Here is an 18,953-nt window from a genome sequence, read left to right on the forward strand (position 1 = left end):
AGGAATGCTTCCTGCCCCATGCATCTCAGGATTTGATCAATGTCCCAGTTCCCCAGCATCGACACCGAAGTGCTGCGCACCTTCGTCGCCATCGCCGATGAAGGCGGTTTTACCCGGGCTGGAGAACGGGTCAACCGCACCCAATCGGCGGTGAGCATGCAGATGAAGCGCCTGGAAGAGGACGTGCTGCAACGCCAGCTGTTCCAGCGCGACGGACGCCAGGTCAAGCTGACCGCCGAGGGCCAGGTACTGCTGGGCTATGCCCGGCGCATCCTGAAACTGCATAGCGAAGTGTTCAATACCCTGCGCGAACCGCACATGGTGGGGCTGGTGCGCATCGGCACGCCGGATGACTATGTGATGCGTTTTCTACCGGGGATTCTGTCGCGCTTCGCCCAGAGCTACCCGCTGATCCAGATCGAAGTGCATTGCGAATCGTCCAAGCAACTGCTGCAACGCCAGGACCTGGACCTGACCATCGTCACCCGAGAGCCGGGCAACGAGATCGGCCAACTCCTGCGCAAGGAGCGCTTCGTCTGGGCCGTGGCCCAGTGCTTCACGCCCCATGAACAGACGCCACTGCCGCTGGCGATGTTCAACAGCGACTGCTTTTGCCGGCTGTGGGCCTGCAACGCCCTGGATGCCATCGGCCTCGACTATCGCATTGCCTACAACAGCTCCAGCCTGTCGGCAATCATGGCGGTGGTCAGCGCCGGGCTGGCGATCACCGCGCAGCTGGAAAGCCTGATCACGCCGGACCTGCGCATCCTCGGCGAGAACGAAGGGCTGCCGGAGCTGCCCGAGGCCAGCATCATGCTGCTGCGCAACCTCAACCAGCCCTCGCCCATCACCGAATGCCTGGCCGAACACATCGTCGAAGGCTTCAAACTTTAAACGCCAGCATCACCGCACACACCACCAGGAAGCCGCAGAACAGGCCGCGCAACAGCCGCTCGGGCAAGGCGTGGGCGACCTTCACCCCCCAACTGATGCTCAGCAAGCCACCGGCTGCCAGCGGCAGACCGATCGCCCAGTCCACCTGATGGTGAAAGCCATAGGTCACCAGGGTGACCCCCGTGCTGGGTAGCGCCAGCGCCAGGGACAAACCCTGTGCTACCACCTGGGTGGTGCCGAAGACACTGGTCAGTACCGGCGTGGCAACCACTGCGCCCCCCACCCCGAACAGCCCGCCCATGGCCCCGGAAGCGGCGCCCAATACCCCGAGCCAAGGCCAGGGGTAACGTATCTCGCTGCTGGCCGGGGCACTGGCCATGAACATGCGCAGCAGGTTGTAGGCCGACAGCACCAGAAGAAAGGCGACAAAGCCGATGCGCATCTTCTGGGCATCGATGCCCACCGCCCAGATCGAGCCCAGCCAGGCGAAACTGAACCCCATCAGGGCCAGGGGCAAGGCGTGGCGCGCCTCTATGCGGTTGCGCTGGTGATAGCGCCACAGCGCGAGTAGCACATTGGGTACAACCATGACCAGCGCCGTGCCCTGGGCAATCTGCTGGTCCAGGCCAAACAGCACGCCGAGCACCGGAATCGCGATCAAGCCACCGCCAATACCGAACAGCCCGCCCACCGTACCCAACGCCGCGCCCAACAACAGATACATCATCAACTCGATCACAACCGCTCTCCTCACCTGAGAGCTGCATGCTACGCAGTCGGCCCTGGCACGGAAACGCATAGCAACGCACAATGGCTTTGCCGTTTTCGCATAAGCGAGCTGATCATGAATCCCAATACACTGACCGAACAACTGGGGCTGTTTCTTGATGTGCTGGAAGCGGGCAGCTTTTCCGCCGCGGCACGCCGCCATCCGCTGACGCCCTCCGCCGTGGCCCGGCGCATCGATAGCCTGGAAAACGCCGTGGGCACCACTCTGTTCATGCGTACCACCCACGCCGTGGTCGCCACCGCCGCCGGCCAGGCCTTTGCCGAACGGGCCCGGCGTATCGTTGCCGAGCTGCAACTGGCTCGGGCCGAGGCAGTTTCCCTGAGCCATGCCCCGGAGGGCCTGATCCGCATCGATGCCCCCGCTGCCTTCGGGCGCCGCCACCTGGCGCCGGCCATTGCCGATTTCCTGGTGCTCTACCCCGGGCTGGATGTGCAGTTGCACCTGATCGACAGCTTTGTCGACATGCAGGGCTCCCACCTGGGCAAGGTCGACCTGGTGCTGCGCGCCGGCCAGCGCGTGGACACGCGGATGGTCGCCACCTCCCTGGCCAGCATCGTGCGTATCGCCTGTGCCAGCCCCTCCTACCTGAAAAGCCGCGGCACCCCCAGCCACCCCGCCGAACTCAGTCAGCACGACGGCCTCGACTGGGATGGCCTGGCGCCGCTGTTCGCCTGGCGCTTCGAGCTTGACGGCCAGGTGCAGAGCCATCGTCCGCAGCGTATACGCCTTGGTGCCAATAACGCTGAAGCCCTGCTTTCCGGGGCCCTGGCCGGGCTGGGCATTGCCCACCTGCCCACCTGGCTGGTGAGTGAATACCTGCTGCGCGGCGAACTGGTGCCGCTGTTCTGCGAAGGCGGCCTGCCCAAGCCGGAAACCGCCGGCATCTACGCCTTGCGCATGGAACAGCACCCCAATGCCCGTAGCCGCCTGCTGCTGGAGTACCTGAAAAGCCGCTTCAGCCCGGTTCCGCCCTGGGACCTGGCATTGCAAAGCGCAATGGGCTGAAACCTGAGGAAAATTACCTGGCGCATTAAAGACTCGCCCGCTAGATTCATGACCATTAATGATCAAGGCCGCCAACATGACCACCGAACGCTCCCCCCTGGACTCCTGCGATCAACTGCTGCTGGACAACCAGGTGTGCTTTGCCCTGCACTCCACCTCGCTGATGCTGACCAAGGTCTACAAGCCTCTGCTGCAGAAGCTGGGGCTGACCTACCCGCAGTACCTGGCTATGCTGGTGCTCTGGGAACGGGACGGGCTGACGGTCGGCGAGATCAGCCAGCGCCTGCTGACCGACCCCGGCTCCCTGACCCCGCTGCTCAAGCGCCTGGAGGCCGAAGGTCTGCTCAGCCGCACCCGCAGTCGGGAAGATGAACGGGTGGTGATTGTCCAACTGACGGAACAGGGCCGGGTGCTGCGCGAGCAAGCCCGGGACATTCCCCTGTGCATCCTCGGGGCCAGCGGCCGGAGCGTGGAGCAATTGCGTCAGTTGCAGGAAGATTTGCAGGTGTTGCGCGGGCATCTGCAGGGCAGTCTTTGACGCTTTGCTGGCAAGCCAGCCCCCTATGGCTGAGGCTAGCTTCTCAACCGAAAAAATATCTTTTTCAGAATCAATGAGTTGCCCATGACTCAAGGCTAATGGAGGGGTTTTCAGCAAAATTTATCTTGCGCACTAAATATTAGCGAGATACATTTATTTCGCACTTACTTAGCGCACAAATAATTAGCGCGAAAATCACCTACCACGAGGCTTCCACCATGCAAACTCTCTACACCGCCGTTGCAACCGCCACCGGTGGCCGTGATGGCCGCGCTGTTTCCAATGACCAGATCCTCGACGTCAAACTGGCCACCCCCAAGGAACTCGGTGGTGCCGGTGGCCAGGCGACCAACCCTGAACAGCTGTTCGCAGCCGGTTACTCGGCCTGCTTTATCGGTGCCCTGAAGTTCGTCGCCAGCCAGAGCAAGCGCAAGATCCCGGACGACGCTTCGATCACTGCCCATGTCGGCATCGGCCAGATCTCCGGCGGCTTCGGCCTGGATATCGACCTGCATGTGAGCCTGCCCGGCCTGGCCCAGGACGAAGCGCAAAGCCTGGTGGATGCCGCGCATCAGGTCTGCCCCTACTCCAATGCCACCCGTGGCAATGTGGATGTGCGCCTGCACGTTACGGTCTGAAACAGCAAATTCCAGGCATAAAAAAGCCCGACTCAAGGTCGGGCTTTTTCGTCTACAGGGGCGAGCCAGGTTTAAACCTTGGCGCGGCCTTTGTAGGAACCGCCTTCGCGGGTATCGATCTCGATCATGTCGCCGATTTCGATGAAGTCCGCAACGCTCAGCTCGGTACCGTTTTTCAGTTTGGCAGGCTTCATCACCTTGCCCGAAGTGTCGCCGCGCGCGGAACCTTCGGTGTAGTCAACCTGGCGCACGATGGTGGTCGGCAGGTCAACGGAAACCAGACGGTCTTCGAAGAACACAGCTTCGCAAACGTCGGTCATGCCTTCTTCGATGAACGGCAGAACCGCTTCGATGTCTTCGGCGTTCAGCTCGTACATGGTGTAGTCAGTGGTGTCCATGAACGTGTAGGTGTCGCCGCTGATGAACGACAGGGTCGCTTCTTTGCGATCCAGGATCACGTCGTCCAGTTTGTCGTCCGCACCGTAAACGGTTTCGGTCTTGTAACCGGTCAGCAGGTTCTTCAGCTTGGTCTTCATGATCGCGCTGTTACGACCGGACTTGGTGAATTCAGCTTTCTGAACCAGCCAAGGATCGTTGTCGATACGGATCACGGTACCGGGTTTGAGTTCTTTACCAGTTTTCATTGCGAATATCCGAATTTGGATGGGATTTACAAAAATCTAGGCCGCGTATCATATCCAATTTAGGTAAAACTGCACCAGCGCCGCAGCAAGATCGGGCTGGGAGCCTTGTTCCAGACACCATTGCTCGGCGTGCGCGGCGACTTCCGGCCAGTATTGCAGCAGGTTTTTCCAGGGTTCGGCCATCGATGCTTCGCTGTTCCAGGCCTGCCACAGGGCCAGCACTGCAGCCTTGGCCCCCAGGGAAAGGGTGCGGGTATAGAGGCCGAGAAAAGCTTCGAGCTTGTCCAGGTGGATGTCTTCATCCTGGCGATAGATGTGCCAGAGCATCGGACGCCCGGCCCATTGCGCCCGAACGAAGGAGTCCTCCCCGCGCACCGCGTTGAAGTCGCAGCACCAGAGCAGCCGGTCGTAATCCTCCTGGCGCACGAAGGGCAACACCTGAACGGTCAGCGACTGGCGTACCTGGGGACAGCCCGGCGCCAGCGGTTCCTCTCCCAGCCAGCGCTGCACATCGGCCAGCACGCGGCCCTCGGGCACCAGCAGATGAGTCGGCTGCCCGTCGTCGGCCAGGGCCTGCAACCAACTGGCAACCCCGGCATTTTCGTAGGCGAACAGCGAGATCAAGCGACTGCCGGCAACAGGCGATACGCCCAGGGATTTCAGGAAATCCAGCCGGGCCTGGGGCCTGCCCTGGAAATCCCGGCGCTGCTCGAGCAGCCCGGCCTCGCGCAGCAAGCCGCCGGTATCGGCCTGGAATCCGGGAAAGAAGAAGTACTTCTGCACCCCGCGAAACTTCACGGAAGGCAGGCCATGGCACCCGCCGACCCAGTCCTCGGCGCTCAGGTAGTCCAGGTTCAGCCACAGTGGCGCACGCGCACGGTCGGCCATGGCGTCCATGTAGGCGTGGGGCAACTGGCAGGCGAAAGCCGCGATCACCACATCGGCCGCCGCCTCGTCCGGCCACTGGACGGGCCAGTGCCGCACCTGGACGCCATCCTGAATCTGGCTGGCCTTTTGGCTATCGATCTGCGGGCAGATCTTTTCGAAAGCGCGCAAATCATCGACCCACAGGCGCACCACACATTGATGCTCGGCCACCAGTTGCCGGGCCAGGCGCCAGGTCACGCCGATGTCGCCGTAGTTGTCGACCACGCTGCAGAAAATATCCCAGGAGGCTTTCATTCCACTCCCCGATTGGCAAAGGCACCGATTGTCCGCATAAATGCTCCTGCGCAGAAGAGCCAACCGCGATTATCTTCGTGCGACAATCGGCCCTTGCCCAACACCGCCCGCCAGGAGGCAGCCATGTCCCATCGTCCCACCGCACGTCGCTCCTTGCGCATCAGTTTCAACTTCTTGGCGCTCACCGCCAGCATTGCCCTGGGCCTGTGGCTGGGTTTCCTGGCGATCGCCCTGACCTGCTGGCTGGCCTCGCACTACCTTTTCAGCCAGCAATTGGCTCCGGTCGCACAAGCGGTGCAGCAGTTGGCAAAACCACCGGTGGCCGCGCCACCTGAGCCACAGAACCGAATGTTCGAGCAGTACCAGGAAAACCTGCGCAAGAACGAGGAACTGCAATCCCTGGACAACGCCCGCAGCAACCTGCGCAACCTGTCCAACCCCAAATGCCAGTTCTGGTTGCAGCAGGACCAGACCGCGCCGAGCGAAAAAAGCCGGGCCAACGTCCTGCAATTCTGTAATTGACCATGAATAAACAGTCCGTCTGCCAACTGATTCTGCAACAGCTCCGGGACGACCTGGAGGTCGCGGTGCGAGCGGCACAAACCGCTTACGAAACCGCCACCCACGAAGAAAATATCGCCGAGAACAAGTACGACACCCTGGGGCTGGAAGCTTCCTACCTGGCCGCCGGCCAGGCTCGACGGGTCGAGGAAATCCGCCAGGCCCTGGGCCTCTGGCAGAACCTGAGCCTGCGCCCTCATGACCCGCAGAAGGGGATTCAGATCGGTGCGCTGTTGGGGCTGGAAGATGAAAACGGCCACGAACAGTGGCTGTTTCTCGGCCCGGATGGCGCGGGCCTGAAGGTCTACGTAGTGGGGCAACTGGTGACCGTCATCACCCCCCGCTCGCCCCTGGGCAACAGCCTGCTGGGCAAGTTCGAGGACGATGAGGTGGAGATCGTGGTGGCGGGCGCCCGGCAACAGTTCACTGTCACCGAGGTCCGCTAGGCAGGCTGGGGATCAGTGGACCGGCAATTCGACGCCGTCGAACAGCTCTTCCAGTTCCTGCTTGTTATGGCAGGCAATGGCCTTGGCCATGACTTCGCGGGTCAGGTGCGGGGCGAACTTCTCGATGAAATCGCACATGAAGCCACGCAGGAAAGTGCCGCGACGGAAACCGATCTTGGTGATGCTCGATTCGAACAGTTCACTGGCATCCAGCACCACCAGGTCGCTGTCGAGCTTGGTGTCGACCGCCATCTTGGCCACGATGCCCACGCCCAGGCCCAGGCGCACATAGGTCTTGATCACGTCGGCGTCGGCAGCGGTGAATACCACCTTGGGCGTCAGGCCGCGATGGCTGAAGGCTTCGTCCAACTTGGAGCGACCGGTAAAACCGAACACGTAAGTGACGATCGGGTACTCGGCCAGGGTTTCCAAGGTCAACTTCGGCAGCTTGGTCAGCGGGTGGCCCTGAGGCACTACCACGCAGCGGTTCCAGCGATAGCACGGCATCATCACCAGGTCACCGAACAACTCCAGGGCTTCGGTAGCGATGGCGAAATCCACAGTGCCGTCAGCGGCCATTTCGGCAATCTGCATCGGCGAACCCTGATGCATGTGCAAGGCCACATCCGGGTACTGCTTGATAAAGCTGCTGATCACCGGTGGCAAGGCGTAGCGCGCCTGGGTGTGAGTAGTGGCGATTGACAGGGTGCCCTTCTTCTCGTTGGAGAACTCCTGGGCGATCTGCTTGATGCTTTCGACCTTGCGCAGGATCTCGCCGGCGGTGGTGATGATGCGCTCGCCGGCCGGGGTCACGCGGGTCAGATGCTTGCCACTGCGGGCAAAGACCTCGACCCCGAGTTCGTCCTCGAGCAGACGGATCTGCTTGCTGATACCCGGTTGCGATGTGTAAAGGCTTTGCGCGGTAGCGGAGACGTTGAGGTCGTGGTGCGCCACTTCCCAGATGTAGCGCAATTGTTGAAGCTTCATATCAATCCCTCAAAGCAGGTAGACGCCACGGGTATCAGCGACGGTATATAACTATATTAATGGTCAGGAGAATAAATCTAGAACTTTTATTCAGAATTTTCCATTCCATCCTCAGGTATCGCCCTGACGTCGACGCTGCACCAGAGGCACCAGGTAAACCGGGACTTTGGCCAGTTGCAGAACTCGCGTTGCGGTACGCCCCAAAGGCGTTTGCGCCCCCACCCCATGGCTGTGACTTCCTACGATCAGCAAATCCACAGAGAGTTTCCCCGCCTGCTCCAGAATCACCTGGGACGGGTCCCCCTGAAGCACCCGCACCGACTGGATCAAGGTCAGGTCCTGCATCCCCTCCCCCAGTTCCTCGCGAAAACTGTCCAGCACCCGTTGCTCTATATTGGCCATCACTGTATTCAGGCCCTGGCGGTGAAACTCATTCAACGACTGCTCATCCAGGTAGCTCTGCAACACTGATTCGGCGAACAGGCCCATGGGCTCCACGGCGTGCACTACATGTAAGTCGGCATTGAACGTTCGAGCCAGCTCCAGGGCATGTTGCATCACAAAGGGCGCATACAGACCGAGGTCAGTGGCATACAGCATCGAACGAATCATATGACCTCCTCAACTGCCAAGATGGCGGAGATTGATTCAGCTTAGCAGTGCCTGGAACTGTGGGAGGTCCGAGGAAAAACCACGGATTTTAGGATTCAAGCCTTGGTTTCGTTGCTTACGCCGTGCGGCACGTGACCGGTGGCGACCACTTCGCGAGCCAGCTCGCAGTGACCGGCCTGGTCGTCGAAGAACACGTCGGCTGCAAAGGCTTCGAGGAAGGCGGCTTTTTCCAGCCCGCCAAGGAACAGCGATTCGTCCAGGCGGATGTTCCACTCGCGCAAAGTGCGGATTACCCGCTCATGGGCCGGCGCGGAACGGGCTGTCACCAAGGCGGTACGGATCGGACTGGCCTCATCGGAAAACTCTCCCTGCAGCAGATTGAGTGCCGCCAGGAACCCCTTGAACGGCCCGCCCGGCAACGGTTCTCGTGCCGACTGCCGCTCACTGGCCTGGAATGCCTCCAGGCCGCCGGACTGGTAGATACGCTCCGAGTCATCGGAAAACAGCACCGCATCACCGTCGAACGCGATGCGCAGTTCGCCATTTTCAGCGCGCCGGGTGCCGCCGGACAGAATGGTTGCCGCAGCAAAGCCGGCCTCTAGTGCACTGCGCACATCATCGGCATGGGTGGAGAGAAACAGGTCGCTGCCAAAGGCCGCCAGATAGGGATAAGGGCTGCGCCCGCCGACGAAGGCTGCTCGGGAAATGCCCAGGCCGTAGTGCTCGATCGAGTTGAACACACGCAACCCGGTGTCGGCACTGTTGCGCGAGACCAGCACCACCTCGACCCGGGCTCGGCCCAGGCTGGCATTGAGGCTGAGGAGTTTCTTGACCAGAGGGAAGGCATCACCGGGCTCGAGGACTTCCTCTTCATGTTCGATCTGGTACTGCCGATAGGCTTCGACCCCCTGGGCCAGATAGACCTTGTGGCTGTCGCCCAGGTCGAACAGCGCCCGCGACGAGATCGCCACCACCAGCTTGCCATCCAGGCCCTTTGCCATATTTCATCCCCTTAAAGGTAATAAGCCCAACTCAGGCGTGGTGCCGGTCGATGAAACTCAAGGCCTGGTACAACGCCTGGATCTTCGGCAGCTCACAACCTGCGGCCCGCGCTGCCGCCAAGGGTGCAGCATAGATAGCTGCCAGCTCCAGAGGACGCTGGTGCAGGAAATCATGGTACATGCTGGGCCAGTAATCCGGCATGTGTTCGGTGGACTTGAACAGTTGCTGCGCATAGGCCGCGGGGATGACATGCCCGCAAGCCGCCGCCCCCTGCAGTACTTCCTGCATCAGGTCCTGGATCAGCTCGCGGCTGGCGGGGTCGGCCATCAGTGGCGTGGTACTGGCTCGGAGCAGAACCGACAGGCCGTTATACGGGACATTCCACACCAGCTTCTGCCAGCGCGCCTGCTGCAGGTTGCCCATGGCCTGGGAATCGAGCCCCGCCTCGCGAAACAGCGCGGCGCCCTCCTCGACTATCGCCTGGCTCAGGGTCGCATCGGCACTGGCCGGGCCACTGTGGTAACCCAGGTTTACCGCGCCAAGCGCCTGGTGCTCGATCTGCCCGGGCCCGGCGCGGTGCACACAGATAAAGCACAAGCCGCCCAGAAGATGCAGCGAATCGGGAAGCACCGCGCGCAGGTCGTCTTCGACATCCAGCCCATTCTGCAGCACCAGAACCTTGGCATCGGTGGCCGCGGCCTGAATGATCGCCGGCGCCAGATCAAGGTTGCTGGTGGTCTTGGCGCCCACCAGCAGCCAGTCGCAAGGCGGCATCTGTTCGGCATTGGCGTAGGCCTGCGCCGGCTTCAACGTCAGCTTGCCGTGCTGGCTGCTATTGACTTGCAGCCCATGCTCGAGCACTGCCGGATATTCGCTGCGCAATAAAAAGTGCACGTCGAAACCGGCACGTGCCAGCATCACCCCGTAAAAACCTCCGATCGCTCCGGTCCCGATAATGCCTACACGCGGTTTACGGCCTGCACCCATCAAGGCAACTCCTCTGGTATTCGATTAAGCGCCTGACGCAGGCTCTCGCTGAGATCCTGCTGCGTCAGGCGCGACTGTAGCGCTCCATGAAACTCACCGTCGCGGACCACGAACAAAGCCGGCAAGTGGAACACCTGATAGCGCTGAACCGCACCGCCATTATCGCCCGCATCGACCCAGCAAAGACGGTCGATGGGTAGCTCCAACTCCGGCAGCCGCGCCCGGGCCCAACGGCAACTGGAACAGCCGACACTGGTGAAAACAACCAGGGAAACGCCGCCCAGGCCCAGTAATTGCTGGTCGATATCGAAATCGGTCAGTTCCAATTCGAGCACTATACTGGGGGAAACAATGTCAAATGGACGACACTCGGAGTCTGCGGTCATGGGACGTTTTCTGCCTCATCCTGATGATGTTCCGGTTGAACTGACCTTGCGCAAGCACGCCTGTATTTCACGCCAGCGGTTGCACACTATCAGCCTCGGTGGCATGGCGTGCAATTACCACCGTGCCTGGCGCCGCGGTACCGCGCTGGAGGTGTACATGCCAACGTTGGGGGATAACGCCCGTTACAACGGCTATGTCGCCTGGTGCCTGAAACGCAAGCGTGGCTACCTGGTGGGCATCGCTTTCGTCGACGAACAAACGCTGTTCGGCGCGCGCATGGGTGAGCAGGTGTGCCAGATCGCCCGCTACTGTCGCCTGCATGAACCTCAGAGCGAACAGCAATGCATTGAGGCGCTGGCGCTGGATTGGGTCGAGCAGCACGCAGAAGACTATTCCGAAGACCGTGTGCACCAGGCTTTTGTGCAGCCATAGCCCAATAAAACCGCCACCTGCCCATTGTAGAGTCACCGGCTAACGCGCTAAGGTTCCGCTCCCCGACGCGCTCAAATCCGCTGTGCTCCGCCGCGCGGGGATCGCTGGCGGCCGGCACCCGTGACCTGACGAGTAACACGATGGCTGATTTACCGATCAACGACCTTAACGTCGCCTCCAACGAGACCCTGATCACCCCTGATCAACTCAAACGAGACATCCCGCTGAGCGACACCGCCTTGCGCACCGTGACCAAGGGTCGCGAAGTGATCCGCAATATCCTCGACGGCACTGATCACCGCCTGTTCATCGTCATTGGGCCCTGCTCGATCCACGACATCAAGGCAGCCCACGAATACGCCGAGCGGCTCAAGGCACTGGCGGCTGAAGTCTCCGACACCCTGTACCTGGTGATGCGCGTTTATTTCGAGAAACCGCGGACCACCGTCGGCTGGAAAGGCCTGATCAACGACCCTTACCTGGACGACTCGTTCAAGATCCAGGACGGCCTGCACATTGGTCGCCAATTGCTGCTGGACCTGGCTGAAATGGGCCTGCCTACTGCCACTGAAGCCCTAGACCCGATCTCCCCGCAATACTTGCAGGACCTGATCAGCTGGTCGGCCATTGGTGCACGTACCACCGAATCCCAGACTCACCGCGAAATGGCTTCGGGCCTGTCCTCGGCCGTGGGCTTCAAGAACGGCACCGACGGTGGCCTGACTGTGGCAATCAACGCCTTGCAGTCGGTTTCCAGCCCTCACCGTTTCCTGGGGATCAACCCCCAGGGCGGCGTGTCGATCGTCACCACCAAAGGCAACGCCTACGGCCACGTGGTACTGCGCGGCGGCAACGGCAAGCCCAACTATGACTCGGTCAGCGTCGCCGTCTGCGAGCAGGCCCTGAGCAAGGCCAAGATCAAGCCGAACATCATGATCGACTGTAGCCACGCCAACTCCAACAAGGACCCGGCACTGCAGCCGCTGGTCATGGAAAACGTGGCTAACCAGATCCTCGAGGGCAACCAGTCGATCATCGGCCTGATGGTGGAAAGTCACTTGAACTGGGGTTGCCAGGCGATTCCGAAGAACCTGTCGGAACTGCAGTACGGCGTATCGATCACCGATGCCTGCATCGACTGGGAAAGTACCGAGAAGACCCTGCGCGGCATGCACGCCAAGCTCAAGGACGTCTTGCCGAAACGCGATCGCAGCTGATCCTTTCCTGCAGACACAAAAACGCCGGGCCAAGCCCGGCGTTTTTCATGGTCGCCCCGGTCAGAGCTTTGCTGCGTGACGCTGATGACGCTCCATATAGCGCTCTACGTACGAGCAGGACGGAATCACTGTGTAGCCCATGCGTTCGGCGTACTCCAGCGCCTGCTCGGTCAGCGCCGCGGCAATACCGCGCCCACGCAGTGCGTTGGGCACGAAAGTGCGATAGATATCCAGGGTCTGCTTACCCAGGTCCATATAGGTCAGGTAGGCACGATGACCGTCCACATTGGTCTCGAACTGATGACCAGCCTGGTCATGGTGGATGGACAACGCCTCGCTCATCACTACTCCTTGCGGGTCTGGAATGCTGACCCCTACCTTACCGATGTTTTTCCGGCGAAGGAACAACTTACGCCACCTCGTGCCTGTCGGCCGCCCGTAGAAGCTCTCGCTCTTGCGCCATCAGCACGTTACAAAATATAGGCGCCATTGGCACAAATGCTCAAGCCACACTCGTCACAGATCGGCGCAAAACCTTGTTGAGGCTGAGTACGAGCCTTAGTCGGGATCGATACCTAAACGTCTTGAGACGGTACATCGCCGGATGCTGAAACATAAGACGAGCGACGCCTCTTAAAGTCACCCACAAGATGCTTAAACATAGGTTCAGGGCTGAACAAATTCTGAAGAAAAGTGCAGTCGACACAATATAGACCGACTTTAGCCTAGGCTCTGAAACAGCGCCCGGAAACTCCGATAACGATGCTGGCAAACAAGCAGCATTCGGCCCCGGAGCTTCGCCGCTGAATATTTTTTATACAACCCGCTAAAAAGTTGCTCGAAAAAGAAACAGCGCCTAGAATTTTTTTTGCTTCTTGCGCTACGTCAGTTTACTTACTACAAGTAATGGGTAGTATGTACGCCGGCTATTTCCTCACTCTGAGGTGATAGCTACTAATAGAAAGTCCTTGAAGGGGAACACGATGAACAACGTTCTGAAATTCTCTGCTCTGGCTCTGGCCGCAGTTCTGGCTACCGGTTGCAGCAGCGTATCCAAAGAAACCGAAGCTCGTCTGACTGCTACTGAAGACGCAGCAGCTCGTGCTCAGGCTCGTGCAGACGAAGCCTATCGTAAAGCTGATGAAGCTCTGGCTGCTGCTCAAAAAGCACAACAGACTGCTGACGAAGCTAACGAGCGCGCTCTGCGTATGCTGGAAAAAGCTAGCCGCAAGTAATAGTCCCTCGGGATTGTTATCGAGCCGATCCATTTTTTGGATCGGCTTTTTTATTGCCCGGAGTTCTTCACCGGCAATAAAAAACCCGCCGCTACCAGCAGGTATCGGCGGGTTGCACTTAAGCGCTTACTGCTGCAAATCGTAGGTCGCGTTGGACATTGTTGTCACAGGCGCTGTCGTCGGCACGGCGATCTCCACCGGCAAGCCATCTTCGGCTGCCACTACATCACGCACCACATCCCAGTTCATGCGCAGGTTGTTAGCCAGGTCCTCACGCTTGAGCAAGGCATTGATCACTGCGGTGTGCTTGTCGACCACCGAAGGATTGCCTTTGTCATCCAACGGCGTATGAGCTTCCAGGTAGACTTTCCCGCCGCTGATACCGAACTTGTACGGATCGTTGATGATGCGCACCGAAGTTCCCACTGGCACCATGCCGGCCATTTCCAGCACGTTGTTGTTGAGCATGCGGAAACAACCGTGGCTGGTGCGCATGCCGATACCGAACTTCTTGTTCGAACCGTGAATCAGGTAACCCGGCGTGCCAAGTGTGAACTTGAATGGCCCCAAGGGGTTGTCCGGCCCGGCCGGTACCACGTTCGGCAAGGGGTCACCGTCGGCGGCATGCTCGGCCTTGATCGACGCCGGGGGCGTCCAGGTCGGATTCGGGGTTTTCGCGGTAATGCTGGTGTGCGCGATCGGTGACCCCCAGCCTTCACGACCAATACCCAGCGGGAAGGTGTAGACCACGTTCCGACCCTTGGGGTAGTAGTACAGTCGATACTCGGCCAGGTTGATCACGATGCCTTCGCGCGGCCCGGGCGGCAGAATGAAACGCGTAGGCAGGATCACCTCGGTGCCCGCCCCCGGCAGCCATGGATCGACCCCCGGGTTGGCCGCGACCATTTCCAGGTAACCCAGGTCGTAGGTCGTGCCCAGGTCGGCGAAGGTATCCTCGTACTTGGCCTTGATCACCTGTACCTGGCCGACGATGTCTTCACCCGGCGGCGGTAGAGGCAATTCCAATGCGGCAACAGGACCGGCCACACACAAGGCGGCGAGTGTCAGGCAGCGGGTGACGACAGGGAGGCGGGGCAACATCCGGATAATCCTTCGCATGAACAACGAATGAAAGAAACACGATTGTACACCCCGCCCTCCGGCTTCGGCAGCCAGGCCGGGGAGACAAGCGCAGACACATGAATTCCCTGTCGAAACGGCCTGCTGGCGACCGCCTACAACTCGAAACGCAGCTCAGGCCAGATTGGCGGAGTGCCACGTTTTTGCGACTCCAGAATCGCCCGGCACAACGGGCAGAGTCGCTGGTCCTGGAAAATCGTCCGATCCACGCTCGACCAGCGCGGTTGCGCGGGCAACAAAGTGCCGCACAAGGTGCGGTCGGCAGAGCCGCCCAACTCCAGTTGACGCGTCACCAGATGCACCCGAACTTCCTGGCAGGCGAACAGGTCAAGCTGCTCATCAGGCTCGATCAGTTGATAGGCAAACAGGGACCAGGCGGGACGCGGCATCGGGGGCTCCAAATCGGGGGCGCCACATTAGCCGAAACACTGTCACTAGAAAAGCGTCAAAGCAGCGGTTTTAGCGTCGGCCAGACATTTTCCAGCAACTTGCCCTGGGCCGCTGCCGCAGGGTGCAGACCGTCTGCCTGCATCAGTTCGGGATGCCCCCCGACCCCGTCAAGAAAAAACGGCACCAAGGCCACCTTTTTTTCGCTGGCCAACTGGCTGTAGACCTGGGAAAAGGCCTGGGTATAGCGCACGCCATAGTTGGGCGGCAATTGCATGCCTAAAAGCAGCACCTTGGCACCCTGGGCCTGGGAGCTGTCGATCATCGAAGCAAGATTTTGTTGCAATTGCCGGGGCGGCTGGCCGCGTAAGCCATCGTTACCCCCCAACTCGAGAATCACCACTTCAGGCTTATGCTCTGCAAGCAGCGCCGGCAGCCGCGCCTGGCCCCCGGCACTGGTGTCACCACTGACCGAGGCATTGACTACCCTGTCGGTAAAACCCTGGTCCTTGAGCCTCTTTTCCAGCAGGGCTACCCAGCCCTGACGGGTATCCAGGCCGAAAGCCGCACTGATACTATCGCCAACGATCAGGACCGTACCCGCCGCTGCGTTCTGGGCCATGCACATCAAGGCCAGGCCGGCACTCAAAAACCATACACGCATCGGATTCTCCATGGGCGCAAGCATTCTCACTGCGCGGAACCTTAGCAAAGTGGTTCCCAGCGCGGAAGGTGAACTGACCATCCTGCATGAACTCAGCCTCGAGCTGAACCAGGGCGACAGCCTGGCCATCGTCGGCGCCTCCGGCTCCGGCAAATCGACCCTGCTTGGCTTGCTGGCGGGGCTCGACCTGCCCAGCAGCGGCGAAGTCACCCTCGCCGGCCAGGCCCTGAGCCAGCTGGACGAGGATCAGCGGGCCCGTATCCGGGCCGAGCATGTAGGGTTTGTCTTTCAGTCCTTCCAATTGCTCGACAGCCTCAATGCCCTGGAAAACGTCATGCTGCCCCTGGAGCTGGACGGCCGTCGCGATGCCCGCGAGCGGGCCACCGAACTGCTGCAGCGGGTTGGCCTTGGCCAGCGCCTTAGCCACTCGCCACGCCAGCTTTCCGGTGGCGAACAACAGCGGGTAGCCATTGCCCGGGCCTTCGCTGCCGAACCCGATGTGCTGTTTGCCGATGAACCCACCGGCAACCTCGACAGCCATACCGGTGAACGCATCAGTGACCTGCTGTTCGAACTCAACAAGGAAAGCGGCACCACCCTGGTGCTGGTGACCCATGATGAACGCCTGGCCCATCGTTGCCGGCGCCTGATCCGTCTTGAAGCGGGCCTGCTGGTCGCCCCTCTGGAGCCCTGATGGCACGTCTGCCGCTGCCGCGCCTGTTCAGCCTCGCTGTCCGCCAACTGTTGCGCGATGCCCGTGCCGGAGAGTTGCGGGTACTGTTCTTCGCCTTGCTGGTAGCGGTTGCGGCCAGCACGGCCATCGGCTACTTCGGTGCACGCTTGAACGGCGCCATGCTGTTACGCGCCACCGAGTTCCTCGGCGCCGATCTGCTGCTGGAAGGCAGTTCCCCAGCACGCCCGGAGCAGCTCGACAGCGGCCTGAAACTGGGGCTGGATCATGCGCGGATAGTCGAGTTCTCCAGCGTCATTGCCACCGACCATGCGATCCAGCTCTCCAGCATCAAGGCCGTCGACGAAGCCTACCCCCTGAGGGGGCAGCTCAAGAGTGCCGCAGCCCCTTATGGGGTCGAGGAGCCCGGCGGCGGTCCCGCGCCCGGAGACGCCTGGGTCGAACCGCGCTTGCTGACTGCGCTGGACCTCAAGATCGGCGACAGCATCGACGTCGGCATGAAAACCTTGCGCCTGGCCAGGGTACTGACCTACGAGCCTGACCGGGCCGGCAACTTCTACAGCCTGACGCCCCGGGTCCTGATCAACCTGCAAGATCTGCAAGCCACCGGCGTGGTCCAGCCTGGCAGCCGGGTCAGCTTCAAGGAACTGTGGCGCGGACCGGCTCCGGCGCTTGAGGCCTATCGTCAACAGATCAAGCCGGCGCTGGCCGCCAACCAGCGGCTGCAGGATGCCCGCGATGGCAACCAGCAGATCGGTGGAGCCCTGGGCAAGGCCGAACGTTATCTGAACATGGCCAGCCTGGTAGCGGTGCTGCTGTCAGGGGTTGCAGTAGCCTTGTCGGCCAATCGCTTCGCCGCGCGACGCTTTGATGCCAGTGCCCTGCTTCGTTGCCTGGGCCTCTCACGCCGGGAAACCATGCTGCTGTTCAGCGTACAGCTAGGCGTTCTGGGTCTGCTGGCCAGCCTCAGTGGGGCGTTGCTGGGATGGCTGGCCCAGCTCGGCCTGTTTTACCTGCTACATGACCTGCTGCCCAACGACGTACCACCCGGGGGATTGCTACCCGCCATCGCCGGCATCGGTACCGGGCTGGTGGCCCTGGCCGGATTCGCCTTGCCGCCCCTGGCTGCGCTGGGACGGGTGCCGCCTTTGCGCGTACTGCGGCGCGACCTGCTGCCAATCCCCTCCAGCACCTGGATGATCTACGGCGCCGCTCTGTTGGCCCTGGGCCTGATCATGTGGCGCTTGAGCCTGGACCTGGTGCTGACCTTCGCCCTGCTGGGCGGTGGCCTGCTGGCGGCACTGGTATTGGGTGGCTTGTTGCTGTTGCTGTTGCAAAGCCTGCGGCGCCTGCTGGCCCGCGCCGCCCTGCCGTGGCGCCTGGGCCTGGGCCAGTTGCTGCGTCACCCCCTGGCCGCGGCCGGGCAATCCCTGGCTTTCGGCCTGATTCTGTTGTCCATGGCGCTGATTGCCCTGCTGCGGGGCGAACTGCTGAACATCTGGCAAAACCAATTGCCGAAAAATGCCCCCAACTACTTCGCACTGAACATTCTGCCGGCGGAAAAACAGGCCTTCAGCGAGCGCCTGGTGCAGCTCTCCGCCCCTTCGGCGCCCTTGTACCCCGTGGTTCCGGGGCGCCTGGTGAGCATCAATGGCGAGCCGGTAAGGGAGATCGTCAGCAAGGATTCCAGCGGTGATCGGGCCATACAACGCGATCTGAGCCTGACCTGGGCCGCCGATCTGCCCAGCGGCAACAGCATTATCGAGGGCAGTTGGTGGTCAGCCCAGCCGGATGACGGGTTGCCCGGCGTCTCGGTCGAGGCCAAGGTGGCGCAGAGCCTGAAGCTTAAGCTGGGTGATCACCTGACCTTCACGGTCGCCGGCGCCAACCGGGAGGCCCGGGTCACCAGCCTGCGCAGCATCAACTGGGACAACTTCCAGCCGAACTTCTTCATGATCTTCCAACCGGGCACCTTGAAGGATCTGCCCGCAACCTACTTGACCAGCTTCTACCTGAGTCCTGGTCACGATCAGCAGATTGTCGAGCTGTCCCGGGCCTTCCCGGCCGTGACCATCCTTCAGGTCGAAGCCCTGCTGGAACAACTGCGCAGCATCCTGGCCCAGGTCACCCTGGCGGTGGAGTATGTGTTGCTGTTTGTCCTGGCGGCAGGAATGGCAGTGCTGTTTTCCGGACTCCAGGCCACCCTGGACGAACGCATTCGCCAGGGGGCGCTGCTGCGTGCCCTCGGGGCCGAGCGGCAACTGCTGGTGAAAGCCAGGCGGATCGAGTTCGGCCTGCTGGGCGCAGTCAGCGGCCTGCTGGCGGCACTGGGGTGCGAACTGGTCAGCCTGGTGCTCTACCGGTTCGCTTTCGATCTGCCCTGGCACCCGCATCCATGGCTGTTACTGTTGCCTCTGGTGGGGGCGCTGCTAGTAGGCGGGGCGGGAGTTTTCGGTACCCGTCGAGCATTGAACGCCAGCCCGCTGAATGTATTGCGCGAAGGTTGAAAGCCCA

At 61.1% G+C, this 18,953-nt stretch carries 23 protein-coding genes; 11 read left to right on the plus strand and 12 right to left on the minus strand.

Features of this window, described 5'->3' with window-relative positions; genetic code table 11:
* Window positions 1–39 precede the first annotated feature (39 nt).
* Window positions 40–894 carry a LysR substrate-binding domain-containing protein gene (locus tag PFLCHA0_RS21620; protein ID WP_011062533.1) on the plus strand — a complete coding sequence of 285 codons (855 nt, stop codon included), beginning with the start codon at window positions 40–42 and terminating at the stop codon, window positions 892–894.
* Here PFLCHA0_RS21620 and PFLCHA0_RS21625 read toward each other — a convergent pair.
* Window positions 884–1,633: a sulfite exporter TauE/SafE family protein gene (locus PFLCHA0_RS21625; RefSeq protein ID WP_041752451.1), complete on the minus strand. Its 750-nt coding sequence runs from the start codon at window positions 1,631–1,633 to the stop codon at window positions 884–886. The two genes, PFLCHA0_RS21620 and PFLCHA0_RS21625, sit on opposite strands and share 11 nt — an antisense overlap.
* A gap of 105 nt (window positions 1,634–1,738) precedes the next feature.
* On the opposite strand from PFLCHA0_RS21625, the gene PFLCHA0_RS21630 reads away from it, so the two are divergent.
* From PFLCHA0_RS21630 to PFLCHA0_RS21640, 3 genes are all read left to right on the plus strand, one after another.
* On the plus strand, window positions 1,739–2,689 hold the full coding sequence (locus PFLCHA0_RS21630; protein ID WP_011062535.1) for a LysR family transcriptional regulator: 951 nt from the start codon (window positions 1,739–1,741) through the stop codon (window positions 2,687–2,689).
* Between the two features lie 76 nt (window positions 2,690–2,765).
* Window positions 2,766–3,227: a MarR family winged helix-turn-helix transcriptional regulator gene (locus PFLCHA0_RS21635; RefSeq protein ID WP_041752775.1), complete on the plus strand. Its 462-nt coding sequence runs from the start codon at window positions 2,766–2,768 to the stop codon at window positions 3,225–3,227.
* A gap of 218 nt (window positions 3,228–3,445) precedes the next feature.
* Window positions 3,446–3,865, plus strand: coding sequence for an organic hydroperoxide resistance protein (locus PFLCHA0_RS21640; RefSeq protein WP_015636541.1), 420 nt, complete (start codon window positions 3,446–3,448; stop codon window positions 3,863–3,865).
* A gap of 71 nt (window positions 3,866–3,936) precedes the next feature.
* On the opposite strand, the gene PFLCHA0_RS21645 is transcribed toward PFLCHA0_RS21640, so the two are convergent.
* A complete protein-coding gene (locus tag PFLCHA0_RS21645) occupies window positions 3,937–4,509 on the minus strand; it encodes an elongation factor P (protein WP_007931398.1) in 573 nt (190 codons plus the stop codon).
* 48 nt (window positions 4,510–4,557) lie between these two features.
* Entirely contained in the window at window positions 4,558–5,691 is a 1,134-nt protein-coding gene (gene earP / locus PFLCHA0_RS21650) for an elongation factor P maturation arginine rhamnosyltransferase EarP (protein WP_015636542.1), read from the minus strand.
* A gap of 123 nt (window positions 5,692–5,814) precedes the next feature.
* Here earP and PFLCHA0_RS21655 point away from each other — a divergent pair, with 123 nt between their 5' ends.
* On the plus strand, window positions 5,815–6,213 hold the full coding sequence (locus PFLCHA0_RS21655; RefSeq protein ID WP_011062539.1) for a hypothetical protein: 399 nt from the start codon (window positions 5,815–5,817) through the stop codon (window positions 6,211–6,213).
* Window positions 6,214–6,215: 2 nt separating this feature from the next.
* Window positions 6,216–6,698 carry a GreA/GreB family elongation factor gene (locus PFLCHA0_RS21660; protein ID WP_015636543.1) on the plus strand — a complete coding sequence of 161 codons (483 nt, stop codon included), beginning with the start codon at window positions 6,216–6,218 and terminating at the stop codon, window positions 6,696–6,698.
* Window positions 6,699–6,710: 12 nt separating this feature from the next.
* Here PFLCHA0_RS21660 and cysB read toward each other — a convergent pair whose 3' ends face one another.
* The 5 genes from cysB to PFLCHA0_RS21685 form a co-directional block, all read right to left on the minus strand.
* Window positions 6,711–7,685, minus strand: a complete 975-nt coding sequence (gene cysB / locus PFLCHA0_RS21665; RefSeq protein ID WP_011062541.1) for an HTH-type transcriptional regulator CysB — start codon at window positions 7,683–7,685, stop codon at window positions 6,711–6,713.
* Between the two features lie 111 nt (window positions 7,686–7,796).
* A complete protein-coding gene (locus tag PFLCHA0_RS21670; protein ID WP_011062542.1) occupies window positions 7,797–8,297 on the minus strand; it encodes a universal stress protein in 501 nt (166 codons plus the stop codon).
* Window positions 8,298–8,392: 95 nt separating this feature from the next.
* Window positions 8,393–9,298, minus strand: coding sequence for a 5'-nucleotidase (locus PFLCHA0_RS21675; protein WP_015636544.1), 906 nt, complete (start codon window positions 9,296–9,298; stop codon window positions 8,393–8,395).
* Window positions 9,299–9,329: 31 nt separating this feature from the next.
* Window positions 9,330–10,286, minus strand: a complete 957-nt coding sequence (locus tag PFLCHA0_RS21680) for a putative 2-dehydropantoate 2-reductase (protein WP_011062544.1) — start codon at window positions 10,284–10,286, stop codon at window positions 9,330–9,332.
* Window positions 10,286–10,672, minus strand: a complete 387-nt coding sequence (locus tag PFLCHA0_RS21685) for a thioredoxin family protein (protein ID WP_011062545.1) — start codon at window positions 10,670–10,672, stop codon at window positions 10,286–10,288. The genes PFLCHA0_RS21680 and PFLCHA0_RS21685 overlap by 1 nt, the downstream gene beginning before the upstream one ends.
* Here PFLCHA0_RS21685 and PFLCHA0_RS21690 point away from each other — a divergent pair.
* Both PFLCHA0_RS21690 and PFLCHA0_RS21695 read left to right on the plus strand, forming a co-directional pair.
* A complete protein-coding gene (locus PFLCHA0_RS21690; protein WP_011062546.1) occupies window positions 10,671–11,105 on the plus strand; it encodes a PilZ domain-containing protein in 435 nt (144 codons plus the stop codon). The two genes, PFLCHA0_RS21685 and PFLCHA0_RS21690, sit on opposite strands and share 2 nt — an antisense overlap.
* 140 nt (window positions 11,106–11,245) lie before the next feature.
* Window positions 11,246–12,322 (plus strand): 3-deoxy-7-phosphoheptulonate synthase, encoded by a 1,077-nt coding sequence (locus PFLCHA0_RS21695; protein ID WP_011062547.1) that lies wholly within the window; start codon window positions 11,246–11,248, stop codon window positions 12,320–12,322.
* A 60-nt stretch (window positions 12,323–12,382) separates the two neighbouring features.
* On the opposite strand, the gene PFLCHA0_RS21700 is transcribed toward PFLCHA0_RS21695, so the two are convergent.
* Window positions 12,383–12,664, minus strand: a complete 282-nt coding sequence (locus tag PFLCHA0_RS21700; RefSeq protein WP_011062548.1) for a GNAT family N-acetyltransferase — start codon at window positions 12,662–12,664, stop codon at window positions 12,383–12,385.
* Window positions 12,665–13,305: 641 nt separating this feature from the next.
* Between PFLCHA0_RS21700 and oprI the strand changes: the two genes are divergently transcribed.
* The gene (gene oprI, locus PFLCHA0_RS31360) at window positions 13,306–13,557 is read left to right on the plus strand and encodes an outer membrane lipoprotei OprI (protein WP_003448337.1); all 252 of its coding nucleotides are present in this window, start codon (window positions 13,306–13,308) and stop codon (window positions 13,555–13,557) included.
* Between the two features lie 126 nt (window positions 13,558–13,683).
* Here oprI and PFLCHA0_RS21710 read toward each other — a convergent pair whose 3' ends face one another.
* The 3 genes from PFLCHA0_RS21710 to PFLCHA0_RS21720 all read right to left on the minus strand — a co-directional run bounded on the left by PFLCHA0_RS21710 (window position 13,684) and on the right by PFLCHA0_RS21720 (window position 15,748).
* Window positions 13,684–14,658 (minus strand): L,D-transpeptidase family protein, encoded by a 975-nt coding sequence (locus tag PFLCHA0_RS21710; RefSeq protein WP_015636545.1) that lies wholly within the window; start codon window positions 14,656–14,658, stop codon window positions 13,684–13,686.
* A gap of 134 nt (window positions 14,659–14,792) precedes the next feature.
* Window positions 14,793–15,086: a hypothetical protein gene (locus PFLCHA0_RS21715; protein WP_007931378.1), complete on the minus strand. Its 294-nt coding sequence runs from the start codon at window positions 15,084–15,086 to the stop codon at window positions 14,793–14,795.
* A 56-nt stretch (window positions 15,087–15,142) separates the two neighbouring features.
* Complete coding sequence (locus tag PFLCHA0_RS21720; protein ID WP_041752456.1) at window positions 15,143–15,748, minus strand: arylesterase; 606 nt, start codon at window positions 15,746–15,748, stop codon at window positions 15,143–15,145.
* Between the two features lie 10 nt (window positions 15,749–15,758).
* Here PFLCHA0_RS21720 and PFLCHA0_RS21725 point away from each other — a divergent pair, with 10 nt between their 5' ends.
* Window positions 15,759–16,442: an ABC transporter ATP-binding protein gene (locus PFLCHA0_RS21725; protein WP_011062551.1), complete on the plus strand. Its 684-nt coding sequence runs from the start codon at window positions 15,759–15,761 to the stop codon at window positions 16,440–16,442.
* Entirely contained in the window at window positions 16,442–18,946 is a 2,505-nt protein-coding gene (locus PFLCHA0_RS21730; protein ID WP_015636547.1) for an ABC transporter permease, read from the plus strand. Before PFLCHA0_RS21725 ends, PFLCHA0_RS21730 begins: the two co-directional genes overlap by 1 nt.
* The last annotated feature ends 7 nt before the right edge of the window (window positions 18,947–18,953 follow it).

The sequence above is a fragment of the Pseudomonas protegens CHA0 genome, from assembly GCF_000397205.1.
Lineage (GTDB): Bacteria > Pseudomonadota > Gammaproteobacteria > Pseudomonadales > Pseudomonadaceae > Aquipseudomonas > Aquipseudomonas protegens.